Annotated in this window: 20 protein-coding genes; 17 read left to right on the top strand and 3 right to left on the bottom strand. The window is 72.4% G+C overall.

Translation table 11 applies throughout. The features are described 5' to 3' along the window. Positions 1-97 precede the first annotated feature (97 nt). A complete protein-coding gene (locus I5731_RS13010; RefSeq protein ID WP_197311836.1) occupies positions 98-778 on the bottom strand; it encodes a glutathione S-transferase family protein in 681 nt (226 codons plus the stop codon). Between the two features lie 52 nt (positions 779-830). Then, positions 831-1205 (bottom strand): winged helix-turn-helix transcriptional regulator, encoded by a 375-nt coding sequence (locus I5731_RS13015; protein ID WP_407941843.1) that lies wholly within the window; start codon positions 1203-1205, stop codon positions 831-833. A 252-nt stretch (positions 1206-1457) separates the two neighbouring features. On the opposite strand from I5731_RS13015, the gene I5731_RS13020 reads away from it, so the two are divergent. From I5731_RS13020 to dnaQ, 17 genes are all read left to right on the top strand, one after another. Further along, on the top strand, positions 1458-2351 hold the full coding sequence (locus I5731_RS13020) for an SDR family oxidoreductase (RefSeq protein WP_197311838.1): 894 nt from the start codon (positions 1458-1460) through the stop codon (positions 2349-2351). Positions 2352-2539: 188 nt separating this feature from the next. Beyond that, positions 2540-3370 carry a sulfite exporter TauE/SafE family protein gene (locus tag I5731_RS13025; RefSeq protein WP_235981775.1) on the top strand — a complete coding sequence of 277 codons (831 nt, stop codon included), beginning with the start codon at positions 2540-2542 and terminating at the stop codon, positions 3368-3370. A gap of 141 nt (positions 3371-3511) precedes the next feature. Next, on the top strand, positions 3512-6226 hold the full coding sequence (locus I5731_RS20030) for a LuxR C-terminal-related transcriptional regulator (RefSeq protein ID WP_197311839.1): 2715 nt from the start codon (positions 3512-3514) through the stop codon (positions 6224-6226). A gap of 130 nt (positions 6227-6356) precedes the next feature. Beyond that, the gene (locus I5731_RS13035; RefSeq protein WP_197311840.1) at positions 6357-8120 is read left to right on the top strand and encodes a hydantoinase B/oxoprolinase family protein; all 1764 of its coding nucleotides are present in this window, start codon (positions 6357-6359) and stop codon (positions 8118-8120) included. Continuing rightward, complete coding sequence (locus tag I5731_RS13040; RefSeq protein WP_197311841.1) at positions 8117-10204, top strand: hydantoinase/oxoprolinase family protein; 2088 nt, start codon at positions 8117-8119, stop codon at positions 10202-10204. Before I5731_RS13035 ends, I5731_RS13040 begins: the two co-directional genes overlap by 4 nt. Continuing rightward, the gene (locus I5731_RS13045; RefSeq protein ID WP_197311842.1) at positions 10201-11304 is read left to right on the top strand and encodes an ABC transporter ATP-binding protein; all 1104 of its coding nucleotides are present in this window, start codon (positions 10201-10203) and stop codon (positions 11302-11304) included. The genes I5731_RS13040 and I5731_RS13045 overlap by 4 nt, the downstream gene beginning before the upstream one ends. Positions 11305-11439: 135 nt before the next feature. After that, entirely contained in the window at positions 11440-12624 is a 1185-nt protein-coding gene (locus I5731_RS13050) for an ABC transporter substrate-binding protein (protein WP_197311843.1), read from the top strand. 236 nt (positions 12625-12860) lie between these two features. Continuing rightward, positions 12861-13757, top strand: a complete 897-nt coding sequence (locus I5731_RS13055) for an ABC transporter permease (protein WP_235981777.1) — start codon at positions 12861-12863, stop codon at positions 13755-13757. Then, entirely contained in the window at positions 13754-14575 is an 822-nt protein-coding gene (locus I5731_RS13060; RefSeq protein ID WP_197311845.1) for an ABC transporter permease, read from the top strand. Before I5731_RS13055 ends, I5731_RS13060 begins: the two co-directional genes overlap by 4 nt. A gap of 86 nt (positions 14576-14661) precedes the next feature. Further along, complete coding sequence (gene speB / locus I5731_RS13065; protein ID WP_197311846.1) at positions 14662-15645, top strand: agmatinase; 984 nt, start codon at positions 14662-14664, stop codon at positions 15643-15645. A gap of 2 nt (positions 15646-15647) precedes the next feature. Beyond that, positions 15648-17489: an alanine racemase gene (locus I5731_RS13070; RefSeq protein ID WP_197311847.1), complete on the top strand. Its 1842-nt coding sequence runs from the start codon at positions 15648-15650 to the stop codon at positions 17487-17489. Positions 17490-17736: 247 nt separating this feature from the next. Beyond that, positions 17737-18822 carry a Gfo/Idh/MocA family protein gene (locus I5731_RS13075; RefSeq protein WP_197311848.1) on the top strand — a complete coding sequence of 362 codons (1086 nt, stop codon included), beginning with the start codon at positions 17737-17739 and terminating at the stop codon, positions 18820-18822. 350 nt (positions 18823-19172) lie between these two features. Continuing rightward, positions 19173-20024, top strand: coding sequence for a pyruvate, water dikinase regulatory protein (locus I5731_RS13080; protein WP_197311849.1), 852 nt, complete (start codon positions 19173-19175; stop codon positions 20022-20024). An 83-nt stretch (positions 20025-20107) separates the two neighbouring features. After that, positions 20108-20701, top strand: coding sequence for a Maf-like protein (locus I5731_RS13085; protein ID WP_197311850.1), 594 nt, complete (start codon positions 20108-20110; stop codon positions 20699-20701). After that, positions 20698-21573, top strand: a complete 876-nt coding sequence (locus I5731_RS13090) for a shikimate dehydrogenase (RefSeq protein WP_197311851.1) — start codon at positions 20698-20700, stop codon at positions 21571-21573. Before I5731_RS13085 ends, I5731_RS13090 begins: the two co-directional genes overlap by 4 nt. 16 nt (positions 21574-21589) lie before the next feature. Next, a complete protein-coding gene (gene coaE, locus I5731_RS13095) occupies positions 21590-22255 on the top strand; it encodes a dephospho-CoA kinase (RefSeq protein ID WP_197311852.1) in 666 nt (221 codons plus the stop codon). A 67-nt stretch (positions 22256-22322) separates the two neighbouring features. Further along, a complete protein-coding gene (gene dnaQ, locus I5731_RS13100) occupies positions 22323-23066 on the top strand; it encodes a DNA polymerase III subunit epsilon (protein WP_268926575.1) in 744 nt (247 codons plus the stop codon). A 39-nt stretch (positions 23067-23105) separates the two neighbouring features. On the opposite strand, the gene hemN is transcribed toward dnaQ, so the two are convergent. Next, a complete protein-coding gene (hemN, locus tag I5731_RS13105; protein ID WP_197311854.1) occupies positions 23106-24458 on the bottom strand; it encodes an oxygen-independent coproporphyrinogen III oxidase in 1353 nt (450 codons plus the stop codon). Positions 24459-24580 lie beyond the last annotated feature (122 nt).

The raw sequence follows: 24580 nt of genomic DNA on the forward strand, positions 1-24580 counted from the left end.
GGTTCCATCAAGCTAGGTTGTGCCATGCGCCTGATGCAAGGCATCCGTATCTTCGCGGATGGTGCCTCATGCTAGTGCGAATTGGGTAACCAGATCGTCAACGGACATCCGGCGGCCGCACCGCCGCGTCCGTGCGCGCCGGGGCGGCTGGAAACACGCCCGACATCGGCACGAATCCGGGCAGGCGGCGCACCCGGTCGGTCCAGCGCCGCACCGCCGGATAGTCGATCCGGCCGATGCCGCCCTCCTCCGAAAGGAGGACGTCGGGCAGGCAGGCGACGTCGGCGATCGTGGCGTCGGCGCCCGGCACCAGCCAGTCGTCGCCGGCCCGCTCGGCGAACCAGAGATGCTCGTCGAGCCGGCGAAACTCGCGGTGCGCCGCGGCGCGCAGGGCCGCGGCGTCGGCGGGAACGAAGAAGTTCTCGTGCAGCCGCGCCGCCCCGGCGCTGGCGCCGAGCGATTCGGCGACGGCGAGCCAGCGGTCGGTCTCGGCCCGGCGCAACGGATCGCGCGGATACCAGCGCCCCGACGGATCGCGGGTTTCGGCGAGATGGCGCAGGATCGCGGTGGGCTCGTCGACGACGCGGTCGCCGTCGGCGAGCGCCGGCACCCGGCCGGCGGCGCTGATCCGCCGATAGGCATTGGCTTCGTGCTCGCGCCCCGGATAGACGTCGATCGGCACCGAGACATGGGCGAGCCCGAGCAGGGCGAGCATCAGGCGCGCCTTGTAGCAGTCGGCCGAGAGTTCGAAGTCGTAGAGCGTGAGGCTGGGCGGCATGGCGGGTCCGGGCTGACGGGTCGGTTCGGAACGATGCGGCGCCGGCGCGACGTCAGGCGGCGAGGCGCCCGTCGAAGGCGCGCCGCGCCTCCTCGACCGCCGGCTGGTTGGCGTCGGCCCAGCGCACGAGCTCGCGCAGCGGTCCGAGCAGCGTGGTGCCGAGCGGTGTCAGCGCATATTCGACGCTGGGCGGCGTGGTGGGGAACACCGTGCGGCCGATCAGCCCGTCGCGCTGGAGCTCGCGCAGCGTCTGGGTCAGCATGCGCTGCGAGATGTCGGGCAGCGCGCGGCGCAGTTCACCGAAGCGGTGCGGCCGGCCGGCGAGGGTGATCACGATCAGCGTGCTCCACTTGTCGCCGAGCCGGTCGAGCACGGTGCGGATCGGGCAGGCGGCGAGGTCGGGATAGCGTTGCTTCCAGGCGGTCATGCCGGCCGAAAGTTCACCCGCCGGGGTGGCGGCGGCGGTGAATCCCGCGTCCGCGGCGGTCGCAGCGCCGACGTCGGAGCGGAGGGTGGTTCCCTCGCTGTTACCATGTCCCATGAAACTGCCTCCTTTACGCCGGCGCCCTGATCTCCGATGTAGACGTGGTCTCGAAAAGAGACCAGCACTTTTTCGGGCGCCATGCCCGGCGACCGGCCGTCCGGCGCCGGGATCCGCCAGCAACGAGGACCAGACCCGATGACCGAAACCCTCACCCTGTTCGTCACCGGCGCCGGCGGCCATTTCGGCCGCCGTGTCGTCGATCTGCTGCTCGAGAAGGGCGGCGCGACGATCGTCGCCGGATCGCGTGATCCGGGCAAGCTCGCCGGCCTCGGCGCCGCCGGCGCCGAGCTGCGCAAGGCCGATTTCGACGACGCCGCCTCGCTCGATGCCGCTTTTGCCGGCGTCGACCGCCTGCTGATCGTCTCGACCGACGCGCTCGGCCAGCCCGGGCTGCGCCTCGCCCAGCACCGCGCCGCGGTCGACGCCGCGGTCCGCGCCGGCGTGCAGCACATCGTCTACACCTCGATGCCGCAGCCCGAACCCGGCAATCCTGTGCTGTTCGCGCCCGATCATTACGGCACCGAACAGGCGATCGAGGCATCCGGCATCCCCTTCACCATCCTGCGCAACAGCTGGTACGTCGAAAACCTCTACGGCGTGCTGCCCGGCCTGCTCGCCTCCGGCACCTGGTACACCTCGGCCGGTGACGGCCGCACCGCCTTCGTCTCGCGCGACGACCTCGCCGCCGCCGCCGCGGCCGCGCTGCGCGATCCGCCCGCCGGCAATGTGCGGCTGACCCTCACCGGCACTGCCGCCCTCACGAACCGCGAGATCGCCGCGGTCGTCACCGACGTGTTCGGCAAGCCGGTCACCGTGGTCGACGTCGACGACGCGGCGCTCGCCGCCGGCATGGCCGCGGCCGGCCTGCCCGATTTCCTGATCCCGCTGCTCGTCTCCTTCGACGCGAACACGCGCGCCGGCGGCCTTGCCGAGGTCACCGACGCCATCGAGCGCCTCACCGGCAGTGCGCCGGCGAGCCTCGAGACGGTGCTGCGCCGCGACGCGGCAGGGCTCGGCCTCGGCGGCTGAGCCGCGCGTCGCCGTCGCCCCGCGGCGGTCTCCCGCACCGGCCGGCCCGGCTTTTGCGTCGCACTCGGCCATTGAGCCGGGCGATGCCGGTTGTTAAACATCGCGCGGATGTTCGAACAACTGCGCCGGCGCTCGCCGGGCGGGGGCGGCGCCCCGGGCTGGGGTCCGGCGGGTGCGGGGAGGGATGAATGGCGGAATTCGGTGCGGATCCGGGGATGCTGGGTCTCTGGATCGGGGCGATGGTATTCGCCGGCATTCTCGGCGGGCTGCTCGCCGGCCTGCTCGGCGTCGGTGGCGGCATCGTCATCGTGCCGGTGCTCTACCATGTCCTCGCCGGCTTCGGCGTCGACGAGACGCTGCGCATGAAGGTGGCGGTGGCGACCTCGCTCGCCACCATCATCGCCACCTCGGCGGTTTCGGTGCGCAGCCACCACCGGCGCGGCGCCATCGATTTCGCGCTGCTGAAGACCTGGGGCATCCCGATCTTCATCGGCGTCGTCATCGGCAGCCTCGTCGGCGGCAGCGTCGACGGCCGGGTGCTCACCCTCGTCTTCGCGGTGGTCGCCCTCTTCGTCGCCGCCAACATGCTGCTGCGGAAAGAGGGCTCGAAGCTCTACGACGGCTTCCCGAACCGCATCGTCGCGGCGATCAGCGGTCTCTTCGTCGGCGTCATTTCGGCGATGATGGGTATCGGCGGCGGCACCTTGAGCGTGCCGATCCTCAGCACCTTCGGCTTCGACATCCGCCGCGCCGTCGGCACCGCGGCGGCGATCGGCTTCATCATCGCGATCCCCGGCACCATCGGCTACATCCTCACCGGCCTCGGCGTGCCGGGCCGGCCGCCGTTCTCGCTCGGCTACCTCAACTTCGCCGCCGCGGCGGCGCTGGTGCCGCTCACCATGGCGACGGCGCCGCTCGGCGCGAAGCTCGCCCACACCATGCCGCGCCGGGCGCTGCAGCTCTGTTTCGCCGTCTTCCTCGGCCTCACCTCGCTCCGGATGTTCATGGACCTGCTCTGAGCCCGCTGGCCGCGACACCGGTCTGCGGCACCGGTGAATGGTCCCGGTCGTCGGCAGGGTCTTCAATCCGGCCGGATCGCGTCCTATGACTCTGGCAGGGTGCCGCTTTGCGGCGCCGCAGCCGGGGAGGGGCGGGCGCCGGTGGACGCACGCTGGATCATCGAGGCGAAGTTCGAGCCGCCGCGCGGCTGCCGGCGGCAGATCGAGCGTCGCCGCATCTTCGCGCGCCTCGGCGAGGGCGATCCCGATCCCGTCGTGGTGCAGGCCGCGGCGGGCTTCGGCAAGTCGACCCTGCTCGCCCAGTGGGCGCAGGAACTCGGCCTCGCCGGCGGCCGCGTCGCCTGGCTCAACCTCGACGAGGAAGACCGCGCCGCCGAGCCCTTCGCCGCCTATGTCGCCGAAGCGCTGCTGCGCGCCGTGCGCGAGCCCGGTGCCGGCGCGCCCGGCCCCCACCGCGGCGCGGCCGGCCTGCTCTCCGGCCTGCCGCCGAAGGCGGCGCTGGCGGCGGCGGCGAACGAGGTCGCCCGCAGCGGCCGCCGCGTCACGCTGATCCTCGACGACTACCACCGCGCCGAATGCGAGGGCGTCGACGCCCTGCTGCGCGGCCTGCTCGAACGGCCGGCGCCGGGGCTGCGCATCGTGGTGGCGAGCCGCACGCTGCCGCGGCTCGGCCTCGCCCGCCTCAAGGCCGAGGGCCGGATCTGCCTCGTCACCGACCGTGACCTCCGCTTCAACGACGGCGAGACCAGCCTGTTCTTCACCGCCGAGTCGGCCGCCGAATCGAGCGCCGACCCGGCCGACTGGGCCGCTTTCGCGCGGCTCGCCGAAGGCTGGCCGGTGGCGCTGCAGTTCGCCCGCATGTGGCTCGGCGAAGGCGGCCGGCTCGGCGCGCTCGGCGCCGCGTCCGAGGCGAGCGACCTCGGCGCCTATCTCTCCGAGCAGGTGTTCTCGGCGCTGCCCGCCGACCAGCGCGCCTTCCTGCTCGCCACCGCCTCGCTCGATTTCGTCTCGGAAGACCTCGCCGCGGCGATCGGCATCGCGCAGCCCGGCCGCATGCTGCAGGAGATCGCCCGCTCCGGCCTGCCGCTCGCCGTGCTCTCGCGTGAGCCGCTGCGCCTGCGCTGCCACCACCTGCTGCAGGATTTCCTCGTCGCCCGGGCGCGCGCCGAGGGCGTCGACCTCGGCGCGGTGCACCGGCGCGCCGCCGGCTGGTTCGCCGCGGCCGGCGATCTCGGCTCGGCCGTGCGCCATGCGCTGGCCGGCGACGATCCGGCCCACGCCGCGGCGATCATCGAGGCGGCGGGCGGCTGGCGCCTCGTCTACCGCGGCCACGGCCACCTCGGCGCCATGCTGATCGAGGTGCACCGGCTGCTCGGAGCGGCGGCGGACCGGCTGCCGGCGCTCGGCCTCGGCGCCGCCGTCGTCTGTGCCAAGCGCGGCGACCTGCCGGCGGCCAACGCCCTCTTCCGCAAGGTGGCGGACGGCGACCCGCCCGCGGCGGGGCGCAGCGCCGACGACCTCGCCATCATCGACGCGCTGATCCGGCTCTACTGCGACCAGCCGATCGGCGAGGCGGCGCTCGCCGCCCTCACCGATCTCACCGCCCGGCTCGGCGACGACGACCCGATCGGCCGGGCGCTCGCCACCAACCTCGTCGCCTATTTCCAGCTGCAGAACGGCGACTTCCCGCGCGCCCGCCGCTTCGGCGAGCGGGCGATCCAGCATTTTCGCACCGCCGGGGCCGAGTTCGGCGAACTGCACCTCTACGTCCACGTCGGCGGCGCGGAATTCGCCAGCGGCAACCGCGCCGCGGCCGAGGCGACCTACCGCACCATGGCGGCCCGCTGCGGCCGCGTGCTCGGCGAGGACAGCGATCTTGCCGCCATCGCCGGCGTGCTCGAGGCCGAGGCGCTGTTCGAGACCGGCGACACGATGGCGGCGCGCGCCCGGCTGGTGCCGGCGCTGGCGCGGATCGAGGCCGCCGACGGCTGGTTCGACGTCTTCGCCGCCGGCTATCTCACCGCAGCCCGGCTCGATCTCGCCGAGCACGGCGCGCCGGCCGCCTATGCCGCGCTCGGCCGCGGCCTCGCCACCGCCGAGCGGCGCAGCATGCACCGGCTGACCCGCCTGCTCTCCGAGGAGACGGTGCGGATCGCGACCCTCGCCGGCGACCTCGGCCGCGCCCGCGAGATGGCCGGCCGCCTCGGCCTGCCGATGACGCGGGACGCGCCATTGCCGGCGCCGGTCTCGGCGGTGCGCGGCGACGGGCCCGCCCTCAGCGCCGTCCGCCTGCTCATCGCCGACCGCCGGCCGCAGGCGGCGCTCGCGCTGATCGAGGCGGCGAGCCGGCAACTCCACGCCGGCGCCGCGCCCTTCGCCCGCCGCATCACCGCGCGGTTGCTGCAGGCGGTGGCGACCGCCGCGATGGGCGAGACGGCCCGGGCGGAACTGCTGGTCGCCGGCGCGCTGCGCCTCGCACATGGCGAAAACTTCGTCCGCACCGTGCGCGGCGAGGGCGACCGGGTCGAGACCCTCGCCGCCGCCGCGGTGCTCGCCGACCCCGCGCTCGGCCGCATCGCCGCGCGTTTCTTCGGGCCGGCGGACGCTCAGGTCGCCGGCGGGTTGCCGGAGACGCCCGCGGCCGGATCCGGTCCCGGCGACCCGCCGCTCTCGGGGCGCGAGCGCGAGGTGCTGCTGCTGCTCGCCGAGGGGCTCAGCAACAAGGAGATCGCCCGCCGGCTCGGCGTCGACCCGAACACCGTGAAATACCATCTGAAGCGGCTGTTCTCGAAGCTCGGCGTCGAGCGCCGCACCCGCGCCATCGTCCGCGCCCGCAGCTTCGGCCTGATCGACTGAAGCCGTCGCTGAAGGCCGGGGCCTACCCGAACGGGTAGGTGTGCTTTTTTGCCGGCTACCCGCCGCAGCCGTTGTCGTCGCCCGCCGCTTGGGGTCTGCTCAGGCCTCGGATGCGAGGGACGGGAGCGACATGACGATCGCGCAGACGGTTCCGGCGGGAAGCGGCACGGCCGGCGGCAGCGCCGCCGACGCGGTGACGCACGAGGTGATCACCGGCAAGCTGCTCGCCACCGTCGACGAGATGGCGATCGTGCTCGCACGCGCCTCGATGAGCCCCGTCGTCTACGAGGTGCTCGATTTCGCCTGCGGCATCTGTGACGCCGCGGGCGACCTCGTCGCCCAGACCAACGGCATCACCATCTTCACAGGCACCTTCTCGCACCAGGTCCGCTTCCTGCGCGCGCGCTTCGGCGCCGACATGGCGCCCGGCGACACCTTCCTCACCAACGATCCCTTCGAGGGCGGCACCCACGCCTGCGATTTCGCCATCGTGCGGCCGATCTTCGCCGAGGGCGCCATCGTCGGCTACGGCATCGCCGTCGCCCACCTGCTCGACGTCGGCGGCGCGGTCGCCGGCAGCCTGCCCCCTGACGCGACCTCGGTGTTCCAGGAAGGGCTGCGGCTTTCGGGCGTCCGCCTCACCCGCGGCGACCGCCTGATCGACGACATCGTCCGCATCATCACCGAGAACGTCCGCCTGCCGCAGCTCGCCATGGGCGACGTCAACGCCGAACTCGCCGCCGTGCGCATCGCCGAGCGCCGCCTCGGCGAGACCATCGAAAAATACGGCGCGGCGGCGGTGCAGCGCACCTTCGGCCGGCTGATCGCCACTAGCGAGGCGCGCGCCCGCGCCGTGATCGCCGCGCTGCCCGACGGCGACTACAGCGCCACCGACGTGATCGACGGCGACGGCGCCACCGAGGCGCCGATTCCGGTCTGCGTCACCGTGCGCATCCGCGGCTCGGAGATCGAGGCCGACTTCACCGGCTCCAGCCCCGCCCGCGCCGCGCCGATCAACTGCAGCCGCGGCGCGCTGACCTCGGCGGTGAAGACGGTGATGAAGGCGCTGGTCGCCCCGCAGGAGCCCTCCAACGAAGGCTGGTTCCGGCCGCTCACCGTCACCGCCCCGCCGGGCACCGTGTTCACGGCCGAAAAGCCGTCGCCGACCGGCTGGTACTACGAGGGCGCGGCGATGGCGTCGGAGCTCGTCTGGAAGGCGCTGGCGCCACTCGCGCCGCAGCGGTTCCCGGCCGGCACCTACATGAGCCTCTGCGCCACCTACATCGCCGGCTCCGGCCCGGATGGGCTCTTCGTGCACATCGAGCCGCAGAACGGCGGCTGGGGCGCGACGCGGCACCGCGACGGCGCCAGCGGCATGATCGCGATCACCGACGGCGACACCTACAACTATTCGGTCGAGCTGCTCGAGGCGAAGTTCCCGCTGATGGTCACCCGCTACGACTTCAACGTCGAGGACGGCACCGGCGCCGGCGAACACCGCGGCGGCTTCGGCCTCGTCCGCGACTACGAGATCGAGACCGACGACGCCGTGCTCTACGGCAGCTTCGGCCGCACCGCGACCCGGCCCTGGGGCGCCGAGGGCGGCGAGGCCGGCAGCCTCAACGGCATGGAGGTGCGCCGCGGCGGCAGCGCGCGCCGGCTGACCCGTCCGGCCCGTTTCCAGCTGCAGCGCGGCGACCAGGTCAGCATCGTCACCGGCGGTGGTGGTGGCTGGGGCGCCCCGCAGGGCCGCGATCCCGAACTCGTCGCGCGCGACGTCCGCGACGGTCTCGTCTCCGTGGCGCTCGCCCGCGACACCTACGGCGTCGTCGTCGACCCGGCGACCGGCCGCCTCGATGCCGCGGCGACCGCAGAGCTGAGGAGCGCCCGATGACCCGCATCGCGACCGACGCCGGCGGCACCTTCACCGACCTCGTCGCCTTCGACGAGTTGACCGGCGCGATCCAGGTCGGCAAGGCGCTCACCACGCCGCGCGACCCCTCGATCGGCGTCGTCGACGCCATCGCCCAGGCCGAGGAGGAGGGGCTCGCCACCGCCGAAGCGACGCTGTTCGTGCACGGCGGCACCACGGTGATCAACGCCATCACCGAGCGCAAGGGCGTCGCCACCGCGCTGGTGACGACGCGCGGCTTCCGCGACGTCATCGCCATCGGCCGCGGCAACCGGCCCGACCTCTACAACCTCCATTCCGAACCGGCGCAGCCCTTCGTGCCGCGCCACCTGCGTTTCGAGGTCACCGAGCGCATGGATGCCCGCGGCGAGGTGCGCATCGCCCTCGACCACGACGATCTCGCCGCCGTCGCCGACCGCATCGCCGCCTCCGGCGTCGCCGCCGTCGCGATCCTGTTCCTGCACTCCTACGTCAACCCCGAGCACGAGCAGGCCGCCGCGCGCTTCCTGCGCGAGCGCCTGCCCGGCGTCGCCGTGGCGGCGAGCCACGAGGTGTCGCGGCAGTGGCGCGAATACGAGCGCAGCAACACCGCGGTGCTGTCGGCCTACGTACAGCCGATCATGGCGCGCTACCTCTCCAACCTCGCCGATGCGCTCGGTGGCCGCGGCATCGACTGCCCGGCCTACTGCATGCAGTCGAGCGGCGGCCTCGCCAGCTTCCCGAGCGCCGTTGCGGCGCCGCTGGTGCTGGTGGAAAGCGGCCCGGCCGGCGGCGTCGCCGGTGCGGCGCGGGTCGGCGAGGCGCTCGGCGAGCCCGACATCCTCTACCTCGACGTCGGCGGCACCACCGCGAAATGCTCGCTGGTCAGCGGCGGCCGCCCGGTGCTGAAACCCGACTACAAGCTCGAATGGTCGCGGCTGAAGCCGGGCTACCCGGTACAGATCCCCGTCGTCGACATCGTCGAGATCGGCGCCGGCGGCGGCTCGATCGCCTGGATCGACCCGGCCGGCGCGGTGCAGGTCGGCCCCGAAAGCGCCGGCTCCGATCCCGGCCCCGCCTGCTACGGCCGCGGCGGCACCCGGCCGACCGTCACCGACGCCAAGCTCCTCACCGGCGTCATCGACGCGGAGGGCTTCGCCGGCGGCCGCATCCAGCTCGACGTCGCCGCCGCCGAGCGCGCCTTTGGCCCGATCGCCGCGCATCTCGGCGTCGACGTGGTCGCGGCGGCCGAGGCGGTGATCCGCCTCGCCGAAGCCAACATGATCAACGCGCTGAAGCTCGTCACCATCCAGCGCGGCCACGACCCGCGCGACCTCACCATGGTGGTGAGCGGCGGCGGCGGGCCGATGCACGCCGCGACCCTCGGCCGCGAACTCGGCGTCCGCCGCACCGTGATCCCGCGCTACGCCGGCCTGTTCTCGGCCTGGGGCATGCTGACGGCCCGCCCGCGCATCGACATGAGCCGCACCCGGCTGATCGCGCTCGGGCCGGACGCGATGCCGCGCGTGCAGGCGGTGTTTCTGGAGCTCGCCTGCGAGGCGGCCACCGCCTTCGGTGTCGCGGCGGAGGCCCTCATCGCCGACCGCACCATCGAGATGCGCTACCGCGGCCAGGAGCACGCGGTGGCGACGCCCTATGCCCCCGGCGAGAGCCTCGCCGCGCTGCTGGAATCCTTCCACGCCGCGCACGAGAAGGCCTACACCTTCCGCCTCGACGACACCCCGGTCGAACTCGTCACCTTCCACCTCGCCGCCGAGCTCGAAACCCCGCGCGTCGGCCTGCCCGACATCTCCGCCGAGACCACCCTCGCCGAGGCCGCCTGCGGCAATCGTCCGCTGATCGGCGCCGACGGCCGACTTGCGCCCGCGCCGGTCTATACCCGCGACCTGCTGCCCCCCGGCGCGGAGATCGCCGGGCCGGCGCTGATCGAGGAGGCGACCACGACGACGCTGGTGCTCGCCGGCCAGACCGCGCGGATCGACCGCTACGGCCTGATCTCGATTGCCGAGATCCCGAGCGCCGAAAATCCCGGCACCGAGCGCGACGACCGGGAGGCGGCGGGATGACCACGCCGGCGGCGATCGAACTCGATGCGGTGAGCAAGGTCTATGGCGGGCGCAGCGACGTGCCCGTCGTCGACACCGTGTCGCTGACGATCCCCGCCGGGTCCTTCGTCAGCCTGCTCGGGCCGTCGGGTTCGGGCAAGAGCACCATCCTGCAGATGATCGGCGGCTTCACCGCGCCGACCTCGGGCCGCATCCTGTTCTCCGGCGAGGACGTCACCGGCCTGCCGCCGGAACGCCGGCCCTGCAACACGATCTTCCAGGACCTCGGCCTGTTTCCGCACATGACGGTGGCCGGCAACGTCGGCTACGGCCTCACCTTGCGCGGCGAGCCGGCCGCGCGGCGGGCGACCAAGGTCGAGGCGATGCTCGGCCTCGTCGATCTCGCCGGCTTCAGCGGGCGCCGCATCCATCAGCTGTCCGGCGGCCAGCGCCAGCGTGTCGCGCTCGCCCGCGCACTGGTGCTCGAGCCCTCGGTGCTGCTCCTCGACGAGCCGCTCACCGGCCTCGACGAGCGGCTGCGCCAGCAGCTCCGCGACGAGATCGGCCGCCTGCACCGCCGGCTGGGCGCGACCTTCCTCGCCGTCACCCACAATCAGGACGAGGCGCTGGCGCTCAGCGACGTCGTCGCGGTGCTGCGCGCCGGCCGCATCGAGCAGATCGGCTCGCCGCGCGAATTGTTCGAGCGCCCGGCCAACGCCTTCGTCGCCCGCTTCGTCGGCGCCGACGCCACCATCAAGCCGCAGGCCGTGGAGCCCGGGGCGGAGAGCTGGACCGCCATCGTCGGCGACCGCCGCATCGCCTGCACGCCGCCGCCGCGCCGCGCCGACGCCGGTGGCTACGTCGTCGCGCTGCGCCCCGAGCGCATCCGCGCCGCCGGTCCCGGCGAGACCGGCGACCTCGGCCCCGTCGACGTCGTCGCCGCGACCTACAAGGGCCGCGACGTCGAGGTCGAGACCCGGCTCGGCGACGGCCAGACGCTGAAGTTCCTCGTGCCCGTGCACGGCGGCGCCGCGCCGCCTTCGCCTGGCGCGCGCATCGACCTCGCCTGGACGCCCGACCGCGCGCTGCTGGTGGCCGAGACCCGCGCCGCGGAGGCGTGAGACGAACCCGATCGCCGCCGCGGGCCTCCACCCGGAGTGCACCGCGCGGCGAGGATGACTGAGGCGGCGCAGACCGCCGGACCGGCCGGGCGCGGGACGTCCGGCCTTCGGATGACCAAAAAGGGGACAGCGGACATGAGCAAGCGGAACGACTTCTCCGGCGGCCGCGCCGCCTACGACCCGGCGATGACCCGCCGGCAACTTCTCCAGCGCTCGGCGCTCGCGGCCGGCGCGCTGTCGCTCGGCTCGCTCGGCGGGCTGAAATCCGCCTTCGCCGCGACCGGCGAGATCAACTTCTGGGCCTCGGCGACCCTCGACATCGAGGCGGCCGGCTGGGAGACCTTCGGCGCGGAAAGCGGCCTCGACGTCGTCTTCACCGACAACGGCAACGACCCCGGCCCGGTGGTCGCCCGCCTCGCCGCCGGCAACGCCGGCGAGCTCTTCGACGTCGCCGGCCTGCAGGGCGGCAGCGAGAAGGAACTCGCCAAGCAGGGCCTGATCGCGCCGTGGGATCTGTCGAAGCTCAAGAACTACGACGGCGTCTGGCAGTGGGCGAAGGACATCCCGTACCTGACCCACGAAGGCGAGGTCTACGGCATCCCGACCGTGATCAACGCCGACTCGATGATCGCCCTCGAGGACCGCGTCGGCATCGTCGACAGCTACGGCGTCATCTTCGACCCGAAGCTGAAGGGCAAGACCGCGATGGAGGACGCCTGGATCAACAGCGCGATCTTCACCGCGATGTACCTGAAGGAATCCGAGAACGCCCCGATCGGCGAGCCCGGCAACCTGACGCCCGACGAACTCGGCCTCGTCATGGAATTCCTGATCAAGCACAAGCGCGACGGCCAGTTCCGCACCTTCTGGAGCGGCTGGGAGCAGGGCGTGCAGCTCGTCGCCGACGAGGAAGTCTGGGTGATGACCGGCTGGGAGCCGATCGTCTACGCCGCCCGCGAGCGCGGCATCAAGACCTACTACGCCGCGCCGAAGGAAGGCTACGAGGGCTGGGGCAACAACACGGTGCTGATCAAGGGCGCCGTCGACCGTGGCCTCTCCGACGCCGCCCACGCCTTCACCGACGCCCTGCTCGCCGGCTACTACGGCTGCCAGCTCGGCGCGATGCGCGGCTACTGTGTGCCGACCGACGCCAACGTCGCCTATGCCGAGGCGCACCCGGACGCCTTCGACAAGGCGAAGGTGTCGGAGCTCGCCGAGCACGTGAAGAAGAAGTTCGCCGGCAAGGTCTACTGGCAGAACACGCGGCCCGACAACTTCCAGCTCTACGAGGAGTGGTGGCAGAAGCTGCGCAACGCCTGAGCGCGGCCGGGCCTTCCTGAACGACGACCACCGCCCCGGACCAAGCGCCAGCGGATCGACCGGGGCCAGGGCGAAACCGACGTGCGGGCAGCGTGCACCGGCTTCGCCTGGAACCCGGCCGGAGCAGGGCGAACCGCCCGCCCCGGCCGGGCGAGTTTTTTTCAAGAACGCGGCGCCGGCCGGCACCCGGCACCGCGGCGATGCGGCCCGGCCGCCGGCCGTCATGCGAGGATCCGTTGACGCAAGTTGAAGCCAGCGCCCGCCCGCGACGTCCGGGCCTTCCCCGCCCGCCGCTCGCCGCCCTGCCGGCGGCGCTGCTCGTCGTCGGCCTCGGCCTCGCGCCGCTGGCGCTGATCGCCTTCTGGAGCTTCTGGCGTTTCGATCCGGCGACCTACTGGATCACGCCGGACTATACGCTCGCCTCCTACGCCGCCCTGATGGACACCGGCCGCCTGCCGGTGCTGCTGCGCACCCTCGGCCTCTCCGCGCTGACCGCGGCGCTGGCGACCCTGCTTGCCCTGCCGGCCGCCGCCGTGATCGGGCTGATGAGCGGGCCGCGCAAGGCGGCGGTGCTGATCGCCCTCTTCACGGTGCCGTTCTTCACCAGCGCGCTGATCCGGGCGTTCGCCTGGCGGCTGGTGCTCGGGCGCAACGGCGCCATCAACCAGACGCTGGTCGCGGCGGGCCTGATCGACGAGCCGCTGGAATGGCTGCTGTTCTCGAACTTCGCGGTGATCGTCGGCATGCTCGCGGCCTACCTGCCGTTCGCCGTGGTGCCGCTGGTGCTCGCCTTCGGCCGTATCGAGCCCTCGGTGATCCGCGCCAGCCAGGATCTCGGCGCCGGCTTCTGGACCACCTTCCGCCGGGTGATCCTGCCGCTGGTGCTGCCCGGCGCCGTCGCCGGCTTCCTCTTCGTCTTCGTCGTGGCGCTCGGCACCTCGAGCGAGATCCAGCTGCTCGGCGGGGCGGGCGATTCCAGCATCTCGATCATGATCAACGACGTGATGCGCGTGGTGAACTTCCCGCTCGCCTTCGCGATCGCCACCGTGGTGGTCGCAGTCGCCGTCGCGGTGCTGCTCGTCGCGGTGCGCTTCTTCCGCCTCTCGAAGCTGTTCGAGGATCTCGGCACATGAGCGCCGGCAACGCCTCCGGCGGCATCATTCCGGGCGCGACGGCAGGCGCGCGGCCGCTGTTCTGGGCGGTGACGCTGCTCGGCCTCGCCCTCGTCTACGCGCCGGCGGTCTATCTCCTCGCCGCCTCGCTCAACCCCGGCCGCCAGCTCGGGCTGGTGCCGCCGTCCGAATTCAGCCTCGTCTGGTATCAGGCGCTCGGCGGCGAGCGCCGGCTGCTCGCGGCCCTCGTCGAAAGCCTCTGGATCGGCCTCGCCACCGCCGTGGTCGCGACCCCGGCCGGGCTCGCCGCCGCGCTCGCCTACCGCGCGCTGCAGCGCGGCCGCGGCGCCTTCTTCCTGTTTTTGATGTTCGCGCTGTTCGTTCCCGGCACCATCCAGGGCCTCGGCCTGTCGGTGGTGTTCAAGCTCGTGGCGGTCCGGCCCGGCTGGCTGGCGGTGGCGGCGAGCCACGTGCTCTGGGCGCTGCCGTTCGCCTTCACCGTCTCGTTGATGGGCCTCGCCGCCGTGAAGCCGAGCATGGAGAAGGCGGCGCGCGATCTCGGCGCCGGCCCGTGGCGCACCTTCGCCGACGTGATCTTCCCGCTGGTGCGCGGCGCCGTCGTCTCCGCCTTCGTGTTCTCGTTCCTGCTCTCGTTCAACGAATACGCCCGCGCCTACTACCTCGTCGGCCGCCAGAACACGCTGCCGCTGCACATGTTCGGCGCGATGAACGCCGGCACCTCGCCCACGATCTACGCCTTTTCCGGCCTCGTGCTGTTCGGCTCGATCCTGATCGTCGGTCTGCTCGGCCTGATGATGGGGCGCCGCCGCGGCAGCTGAGATCGGACGACAGGCGTCAACGCCCTTGCCGCGGCCGTCCCGCCGCCGCAAGCTCTCCGGCATCGCCCGTCCCCAGAAGGACCGTCATGCCCCGCATCCTCCCCGGCGATCAGGCCATCGATCCGGCCTCGCCCTACGGCACCGAAACCGAGATGCCGTTCTCCGGCGTGCGCAGCTTCCTGCGCCGCCGCTACACCCGCGACCTCGCGGGCGCCGACTATGCGGTGATGGGCATTCCCTACGATCTTTCGACCTCCGGCCGGCCGGGCGCGCGGCTCGGGCCGGAGGCGGTGCGCCGGGCCTCCTCGCTGATGTCGTGGGGCGAAGTCTGGCCGTGGGACTTCGACCCCTTCGACCGCCTCGCCGTCGTCGACATCGGCGACGTGTTCTACCGCCGCGGCCAGCCGGACGAGATGCTGAAAGCCGCGGAGGCGCAGGCGCGCTTCGTGCTGGACGCCGGCTGCCGCCTCGTCACCATCGGCGGCGACCATCTCGTGACGCTGCCGCTGCTGCGCGCCCACGCCGCCGTGCACGGCCCGCTCGCGCTGATCCAGTTCGACGCGCACCGCGATACGGCCAAGTCGCATTTCCTCGACCACGGCACCTTCGTCCACCACGCCATGCAGGAAGGGCTGATCGATCCGGCGCGCTCGATCCAGATCGGCATCCGCACCTGGTACACCCACGACGACCCGATCACCGTGCTCTACCGGCCCGACGTGCGCCGGCTCGGGGCCACCGGCGTCACCGAGGAAATCCGCCGCGTCGTCGGCGCCGGCCCCGCCTACCTCACCTTCGACATCGACTGTGTCGACCCGGCCTTCGCGCCCGGCACCGGTACGCCGGTGGTCGACGGGCTGACGCCGCCGGAGGTGTTCGACGTCATCCGCGCGCTCGGGTCTCTCGACATCCGCGGCATGGACCTGGTCGAGGTTTCGCCGCCGTTCGACGCCGGCGAGGTGACATCCCTCTTCGCCGCGGCCGTCATCCTCGAGCATTTCTGCGCCGTCGCCGCCGGCCGGCCGGATCGGCGGCACGCGGCGCACGGCCCGGCGGAAGGCGGCGACTGATCTTGTCCGGACCGACGCTGACCATCGATCTCCAGAAGCTCACCGCCAATGCGCGGCTGCTGGTCGGCCGCTGCGCCGCCGCCGGCCTGTCGGTGATGGCCGTCACCAAGGCCACCTGCGGCGCGCCGCAGGTGGCGCGGGCGCTGCTCGCCGGCGGTGCCACCTCGATCGGCGAATCGCGCATCGAGAACGTGCAGCGGCTGCGCCGCGGCGGCATCGTCGCCCCCGTCACCATGCTGCGCATCCCGTCGGTGTCGGAGGCGGCCGCCGTGGTCGAGTGGTGCGACGCCAGCCTCAATTCCGAGGCGGCGGTGATCGACGCGCTGTCGCAGGCCGCGGTGGAAGCCGGCCGGGTGCACGACGTCGTCGTCATGGTCGAGCTCGGCGACCGCCGCGAGGGGGCGGCGGTGGACGACGTCGGCCCGCTCGCCGAGCGCGTCGCGGCGTTGCCCGGCCTGCGCCTCGCCGGGCTCGGGACCAACTTCATGTGCGCGAGCGGCGTCTATCCCTCGCTGAAGGCGCTGGACCTCTTGGCGCGCACCGTCGAGGACGTCGAGGCGCGCTGCGGCTTCCGCCTGTCGGTGGTCTCCGGCGGCAATTCCTCGCTGCTGCCGCTGCTCGACACCGCGCGGCTGCCGGCGCGGATCGACAACGTCCGCCTCGGCGCCTCGCTGCTGATCGGCGAGAACAGCTGGACCGGCGGCCCGCTGCCGGGCCTCGCCACCGACGCCTTCCTGCTCGAGGCCGAGGTGGTCGAGGTCAAGGTGAAGCCGTCGCTGCCGGAGGGTGAGACCGGCCGCGACGCCTTCGGCGAGCGGCGCAGCTTCGTCGACCGCGGCCCGCGCCGCCGGGCGATCGTCAACCTCGGCCGCCTCGACATCGACCCCGCTGGCCTGCGCCCGCACGAGGCCGGCATCGAGGTGGTGACCGCCTCCAGCGACCATCTGATCCTCGACGTCACCGAAACCGCCGAGACCGGCGACGGCGCCGTCATCGGCGCGGTCGGCAGCCGCATCGCCTTCGAGATGGACTATGCCGCGCTGGTGCGCGGCATGCTGTCGCCCTACGTCGCGAAAACCGTCCTCGTCGCCGGCGGCGGCGCGGCGCCGGAGCGCCGTGTCGAAGCGCTGATGCCGGCGGACATCACGGCAGCCGCCGCCACCGAGGCCTTCGCCGAAACGCTCGCCGAAATGGGCTATGCGGCGGCGATCACCCCGCTCGCCGACGCGCCGGAGAGCGAGGCGGCGATCGTGGCGGCGCTCGGTGCGCGCGCGGTGCCGCTGCTGGTGGTCGCGGACCGCACCGGCCTGTCGCCCCTGTTCGCCGCGCTCGCCGCCGGCGGGGCACGGCTCGGCCTGCTCTGGCTCGACGCCCGCGCCAGCGCCGACCCGGACGATGCGGGCGAGGCCGGCGTGCTTGCCCGGGCGCTCGCCGGCGGCGCCGTGGCGATGCCCGAGGCGACGGTGCTGGTCGGACTGCAGGGCGCGTCGCGCGCCGAGCAGCGCTTCGTGCGCGACCACCAGCTGCTCGCCCTCACCATGGAGGATGTCGACCTGCTCGGCGTCCGCGAGGTGATGCGCCGGGCGATCGGCAAGGCGAGCGAAGCCACCGACGGCATCGTGCTCGTGCTGCACGCCAGCGCCGCCAAGGGCATGGGGGCGGCCTCCGGCGACAGCGGCCTCAGCTACCGCGAGTGCTCGCTGGCGATGGAGATGGCCGCCGCCAGCGGCCACCTCGCCGCGCTCGCCCTCACCGGCCTCGGCGACCGCCCGTCGCCGGCCGCCGCCGACGCCGCCTTCGGCTACCTCGCCAGCGCGCTGGGAAAACGCATCCTCGGCGCCTGACGCTCTGTCCCAAGCGGCGCGGCCTGCGTGACAAATCCGACATCATCCGGACAATCGAAAATCCGGTCCGTCCTGCACTTCCCATCGGCACGTCTCGAATTCCCCGTTTCCGGCGCCAAGGTGGCGATCCGGCTTTCACGCCGCGATCGAAGCTCGGCGCTGGACAGGCGTGGCCGCAGTCCCTATTGTCCGGACATATAACGTGACGCTTCGGCGTCGGAGAAGAGCAGACCGGGAGACAGTCCAGATGAAGCAGATCGAAGTCGCCGTGATCGGCACCGGATGGTGTGGCGGTATCCGTGCCGTGACGCTGTCGCGTTCGGCGCTCGTCGACAAGCTGCACATCTGCGAGATCCGCCCGGAGCGGCTCGCCGAGGTGAAGGCGATGACCAACCCGGCGACCGCGACCGCCGACTATCAGGACATCATCCGCAACCCGGCGATCGAGGTCGTCTACATCTCGACGACACCCGAGCACACGCATTTCCCGATCGCCCGCGACTGCCTGAAGGCCGGCAAGAACGTGCTGCTGGAAAAGCCGATCGCGCTGGAAATGTGGGAAGCCGACGAGCTGATCGCGATCTCGCGCCGCAACAACGTCAAGTTCACCATCGGCTACTCGCAGCGCTTCAACCCGAAGATCGCCTACGCCAAGAAGAAGATCAACGACGGCACGCTCGGCAAGGTCGTCAACGTCATGGTCAGCCGGCACCTGTCGCGCAGCCTAGGCAAGAAGATCGCCTCGCGCGTCAAGCTGTCGCCGGCGGCGATGGAATCGACCCACGATCTCGACTTCGTGTTCTGGCTGCTGGAGCCGGCAAAACCCATCCGCGTCTATTCGCAGGGCTCCTACGGCTACATGCAGGCGGTGAACGGCTCCTACGACTGCATGTGGACCACCGTCACCATGGACAACGGCATGCTGGTCGTCGTCGGCGGCGGCTGGAACCTGCCCCCGAGCTATCCGAACTACTGCGCGACCTGGATCGAGATCACCGGCACCGAAGGCTCGTTGATGCTCGACGACACCCAGCGCGACAACTGGCTCAACACGGTGAAGGACGGGACGCAGTACCCGATGTCGACGATGCCAGGCGAGCAGGTCGACCACGTCTTCGCCGGCCAGATGGGCCCCGAGACGATCCACTTCCTCGAATCGGTGATCCTCGACCGGCCGGTGATGGTGGAGCCGGAGCACGCCCGCCTCGTGATGCAGGCCTATACGGCGGCGGATCTCTCGGCCGAGATCAACGAGCCGGTCGACCTGCCGCTCAGCAACCAGTCGATCGCCGCGATCAACGACATCAAGACGGCGAAACTCGCCACCGCCTGACCGTGGGGGTGAGGGAATCGGATCGTATCCAAGCCGGTTCGTCATGGTCCCGCATGGGGTGTCTCGGTGAGGCCACGGCGGCGGCGCGCGCAACATCCCTCCCCCTTGTGGGGAGGGTGGCGAGCGCAGCGAGCCGGGAGGGGTAGCGGCCTCTCAGCGACTTGAGGCGAGGCCGCAACCCCTCCCGACCCGGCCTGCGGCCGGGCCACCCCTGCTACGGAGCCACGCGTCTCCTCCGCCTGCTGCGCAGCCCCACAAGGGGGAGGGACGCGCCAGCCACGACGGCCTCGAACCGTCGCCCGCCCCACCCCGCCGTTGCCATCTTCGCCCCCTTGCCGCCATATGGCGCCATGGCACCCGGCAAGACCTATTTCCACCTGCACCTGATCTCCGACTCGACCGGCGAAACGCTGCTCACCGTCGGGCGCGCGGTCTCCGCGCGCTACGAGAACATCGCGCCGATCGAGCACGTCTACCCGCTGGTGCGCACCTCGCGGCACCTCGAGCGGGTGATCCAGGACATCGAGGCGGCGCCCGGCATCGTGCTCTACACGATCGTCGAGCGCGAACTCTCGGAGCGGCTGGAGCGGGCCTGCCGGGCGGTGAGCCTGCCGTGCGTCTCGGTGCTCGAACCCGTCGTCGACGTGTTCCGCCGCACGCTGAACCTGCCGATCAACGACCGTGTCGGCGGCCAACACGCCCTCGATGCCGGCTATTTCGCCCGCATCGATGCGCTCGACTTCTCGCTGACCCACGACGACGGCCAGCTGCCCGCCGATCTCGAGACCGCCGACATCATCATCATCGGCGTCAGCCGCTCGTCGAAAACGCCGACCAGCATGTACCTCGCGATCAAGGGCCTGCGCGTCACCAATCTGCCGCTGGTGCCCGGCGTGCCGCTGCCCGAGGCGCTGAAGACGGTGAAGCGGCCGCTCGTCGTCGGCCTCGTCGCCAGCGCCGAGCGCATCCAGCACATCCGGCAGAACCGGGTGCTATCGTTCAACCCGACCGACCACGCCACTGACTACGTCGACCGCGCGGCGATCGTGCAGGAGATCGCGATGTCGCGCCGGATCTGCCTCGAGAATTCCTGGCCGATGATCGACGTCACCCGGCGCTCGATCGAGGAGACCGCGGCGGCGATCCTTGCGCTCTACAGCCAACATCGCTACGGCAAGGACCGCCAATTGTTCGACGTCTGACCGACCCGGCGTCCCCCCTGTCCGCCGCTCCGCCCCGCCCCTGGCCCCCCGGGCCAGACCGGCCGACCGCAAAGGCCCGCCGCATGACTCTCGTCCTCGCCTCCAACAGCCAGGCCCGCGCCGCGCTGCTGACCCACGCCGGCCTGATCTTCGAGCGCGTCGCCGCCGAGGTCGACGAGCGCGCGGTGGAGATGACGCTGGAAGGGACGGGGGCTGGACCCGACGACGTCGCCCAGGTGCTCGCCGACGTGAAGGCGATCGACGTCTCCGCCCGCCACCCGGGAGCGCTGGTGATCGGCGCCGACCAGACGCTGTCGCTGCGCGACCGCCGGTTCCACAAGCCGTCCGACATGGACGCCGCCCGGCGCCAGCTCTCGGCGCTCGCCGGCGAGACGCACGTGTTGAGCTCGGCGGTCTCCTGCGCCCGCGGCGGCGAGGTGGTCTGGCGCCATGTCGCCCAGGCGCACATGACGATGCGGCCGCTGTCGCCGGGCTTCATCGCCCATTATCTTGCCGTCGCCGGCGACAACGTGCTGAAGAGCGTCGGCTGCTACCAGCTCGAAACCATGGGCATCCAGCTGTTCGACACCGTCGACGGCGACTATTTCACCATCCTCGGCCTGCCGCTGCTGCCGCTGCTCGGCTTCCTGCGCCGCGAAGGGATCCTCGAGACATGACGACCACCGAGCACGCCATCCCGCAGACCGAGACGACCGCCGGCCCGCGCGCGGCGATCCTCGGCTGGCCGATCGCGCACTCCCGCTCGCCGGTGATCCACGGCTTCTGGCTCGCCGAGCACGGCATCGCCGGCACCTACGAGCGCATCGCCGTGCCGCCCGAAGAGATTGCCGCCTTCCTCGCCGCCTATCCGGAAAAAGGCCTCGTCGGCGGCAACGTCACCGTGCCGCACAAGGAGGCGGCCTACCGCGCCACGGCCGGCCGCACCGACGCCATCGCCACCCGCCTCGGCGCCGTCAACACGCTGTGGCTGGAGGACGGCCGGCTCTGCGGCGGCAACACCGACGCGCACGGCTTCGTCGCCAACCTCGACGAGGGCGCCCCGGGCTGGGACGCCGCCCCCGGCCCGGCCGTCGTGCTCGGCGCCGGCGGCGCGGCGAAGGCGGTGCTGTTCGGGCTGGAATCGCGCGGCTTCGGCCCGATCCACCTCGTCAACCGCACCCGCGCCCGCGCCGAGGACGTCGCGGCGATCTTCCCCGGCACCGTCCGGGCCGCCGGCTTCGACGACCTGCCGGCGCTGCTGCCCGATGCCCGGCTCGTCGTCAACACCACCTCGCTCGGCATGGTCGGCCAGCCGCCGCTCGAGATCGACCTCGCGCCGCTCGCCGCCGACGCCCTCGTCACCGACGCGGTCTACGTGCCGCTGGAGACGCCGCTGCTCGCCGCGGCGCGCGCCCGCGGCCTCGCCACCGTCGACGGCCTCGGCATGGTGCTGCACCAGGCGGTGCCGGGCTTCGAGCGCTGGTTCGGCCTGCGCCCCGCCGTGACGCCGGCATTGCGCGCGCGCCTGCTCGCCGACATCGGCGGATGAGCCGGGGAGGCCCGCGATGATCGTGCTCGGCCTCACCGGTTCGATCGGCATGGGCAAATCCACCACCGCGGCGATGTTCCGCGCCGCCGGCGTGCCGGTGCACGATGCCGACGCGGCGGTGCACCGGCTCTACGCCGGGCCGCTGGCAGAGAAAATCGAAGCCGCCTTTCCCGGCACCGTCCGGGACGGCGCCGTCGATCGGGCGGCGCTCGGCGCCCGCGTGCTCGGCGATGCCGCCGCGATGGCGCGGCTGGAAGCGATCGTCCATCCGGCGGTGCGCGCCGAGGCTGCCGCCTTCCTCGCCGCAGCCGAAGAGGCCGGCGCCGCGGTCGCCGTGCTCGATATCCCGCTGCTGTTCGAGACCGGGCGCGACGCCGAGGTCGACGCCATCGTCGTCGTCACGGCGCCGGCCGAGGTGCAGCGCGCGCGGGTGCTCGCCCGGCCGGGCATGACGGCGGAAAAATTCGCCGCGATCCTCGCCCGCCAGACGCCGGACGCAGACAAGCGCCGCCGCGCCGATTTCCTGGTCGACAGCAGCGCCGGCCTCGCCGCCGCCGAGGCCGAGGTCGCGGCCATCCTCGCCGCCGTCGCCGCCGGCCGGGTGACGCCACGCCGCGCCGCGGCGCCGGCAGTTGGGGACGACGGCGACAGTGCGCCGGCAAAGCACCCCGCCGAGGGTTGAGCCGGGCCGTCCCGGCTGGCAAGGTCCAGGCGAGACCGGACATCCGGTCGGCAGCAGCAGGCGGACCTTGAACGACATGCGCGAGATCGTGCTCGATACCGAGACCACCGGCCTCGATCCGAAGACCGGCGACCGCCTCGTCGAGATCGGCGCCGTCGAGCTCGACAATCTGTTCCCGACCGGCAAGGTGTTCCACGTCTACATCAACCCCGACCGCAGCGTGCCGAAGGAAGCCTTCGCCGTGCACGGGCTGTCGGATGCCTTCCTCGCCGACAAGCCGCGCTTCGACGATATCGCCAGCGATTTCGTCGCCTTCGTCGGCGACGCGCGCCTCGTGATCCACAACGCCCAGTTCGACATGGGCTTCATCAACATGGAGCTGAAGCGCTCGGGCCGGCCGTCGATCCCCGACAGCCAGGTGCTCGACACGCTGACGCTGGCGCGGCGCAAGCACCCCGGCGCCCCGGCGAGCCTCGATGCGCTCTGCAGTCGCTACGGCATCGACAATTCGCATCGCACCCGGCACGGGGCGCTGCTCGATTCCGAATTGCTCGCCGAGGTCTACATCGAGCTGCTCGGCGGCAAGCAGGCCGACCTCGGCCTCGTCACCGCCGCCGTCGCGGCGGGCCGCGCCTCGGCGGCCGCCGGCGTCCGCGCCCGCCGCCGGCCCGAGCCCTTGCCGCCGCGCCTCACCGAGGTGGAAATCGCCGCCCACGTCGCCTTCGTCGCGACGCTCGGCGAGGCCGCGATCTGGAAGGAGTGGCTGCCGCAGCCGGAGCCGGTGGCAGCGGCCGTGGCCGAGGCGGGCTGACGCGCGATCCGGCATCGACATCTCGGGCTCGCGAGAGCCTCAGACGGCGAGGGCGTGCCGCTTTTCGACGCCGCGGTCGAGGTAGCTGTCGAACACCGCCGCGACATGGCGCACCAGCGGGCGATGCTCCGGCGGCACCGTCACCTTCTGCCCGTCGATCGCGACGAGGCCGGTCGCGGCGAGGTCGTGCAGCGCGTCGATCTCCGCTGCGAACACCGACGTCTCCCGGCCGAAGCGCGCGGCGATGGCGCTAAGGTCGACGGCGAGGTCGCACATCACCGCCTCGATCGCCGCGGCGCGCAGCCGGTCGTCGGGCGAAAACGCGATGCCGCGCACCACGGGCAGGCGGCCGGCGGCGATCGCCGCGAGATAGGCCGGCGTCGCCGGCTCGTTCTGGGCATAGCCGCCCGGCGTGCGGCTGACCGACGAGGCGCCGAAGCCGATCAGGGCGGGCGCGTCGTCGGTGGTGTAGCCCTGGAAATTGCGGTGCAGCCGGCCGCCCTGCAGCGCGCGGGCGAGGTCGTCGCCAGGCTTTGCGAAATGGTCGATGCCGATCGCCACCAGTCCGGCGGCTTCCAGCATCCGGCCGGCGACCGCCGCCTGCTCCAGCCGCTCGGCCGGACCGGGCAGGGCGGCTTCCGGGATCAGCTGCTGGTGCCGACGCATCCACGGCACATGCGCATAGCCGAAGAGGGCGACCCGGTCGGGATCGAGCTGCAGTGCAAGGCGCACGGTCTCGGCGATCGACGCTGCGGTCTGGTGCGGCAGGCCGTAGACGAGGTCGAGATTGACCGAGCGCATGCCCGCGGCGCGGAGTTCCGCGGCGGCGGTCGCCGTCACCTCGAAGCTCTGTCGCCGCCCGATCGCCGCCTGCACCACGGGATCGAAGTCCTGCACGCCGAGGCTGGCCCGGGTGAAGCCGAGCCGGGCGAGATGGGCGGCGAGACCGCTGCGCAGCGTGCGCGGGTCGATCTCGATCGCCGTCTCCGCCGCATGGGAGAGATCGAAGGCGGCGCCGAGCGCCTTGAACAGCCGGTCGAGATCGGCATCGGAAAGCAGGTCCGGCGTGCCGCCGCCGAAGTGCAAGTGCCGCACCGGCAGGCGGCGGCCGATGATCGCGGCGACGAGGGTGATCTCCTCGATCAGCGCATCGACATAGCCGGCGATCGGCCGGTAGCTGTTCACGACGCTGGTCTGGCAGCCGCAGTAGGTGCACAGCGCGGCGCAGAACGGCACATGGAGGTAGAGCGACACCGCCGTGCCGTCAGGCAGCGCCGCGAGGCGCTCGCGCTGCACCGCGCCGTCGACGGCGGCCGAGAAATGCGGCGCGGTCGGATAGCTCGTATAGCGCGGCAGGCGCTGGTCGAGCGCGATCGCGGGGCGGACGGTCATCGGCGGCGTCTCCGGGCTGGACGGCATGTCGGCGAAACCTGCCCGCCGGGCCGCGATGCCGCCTTGATCGAGGTCAAGCGAAAGGCTGCGGATGGCTGCGCCGCGGCATCGGCGGTTTGCAA

This window comes from Methylobrevis albus (genome assembly GCF_015904235.1).
GTDB lineage: Bacteria > Pseudomonadota > Alphaproteobacteria > Rhizobiales > Pleomorphomonadaceae > Methylobrevis_A > Methylobrevis_A albus.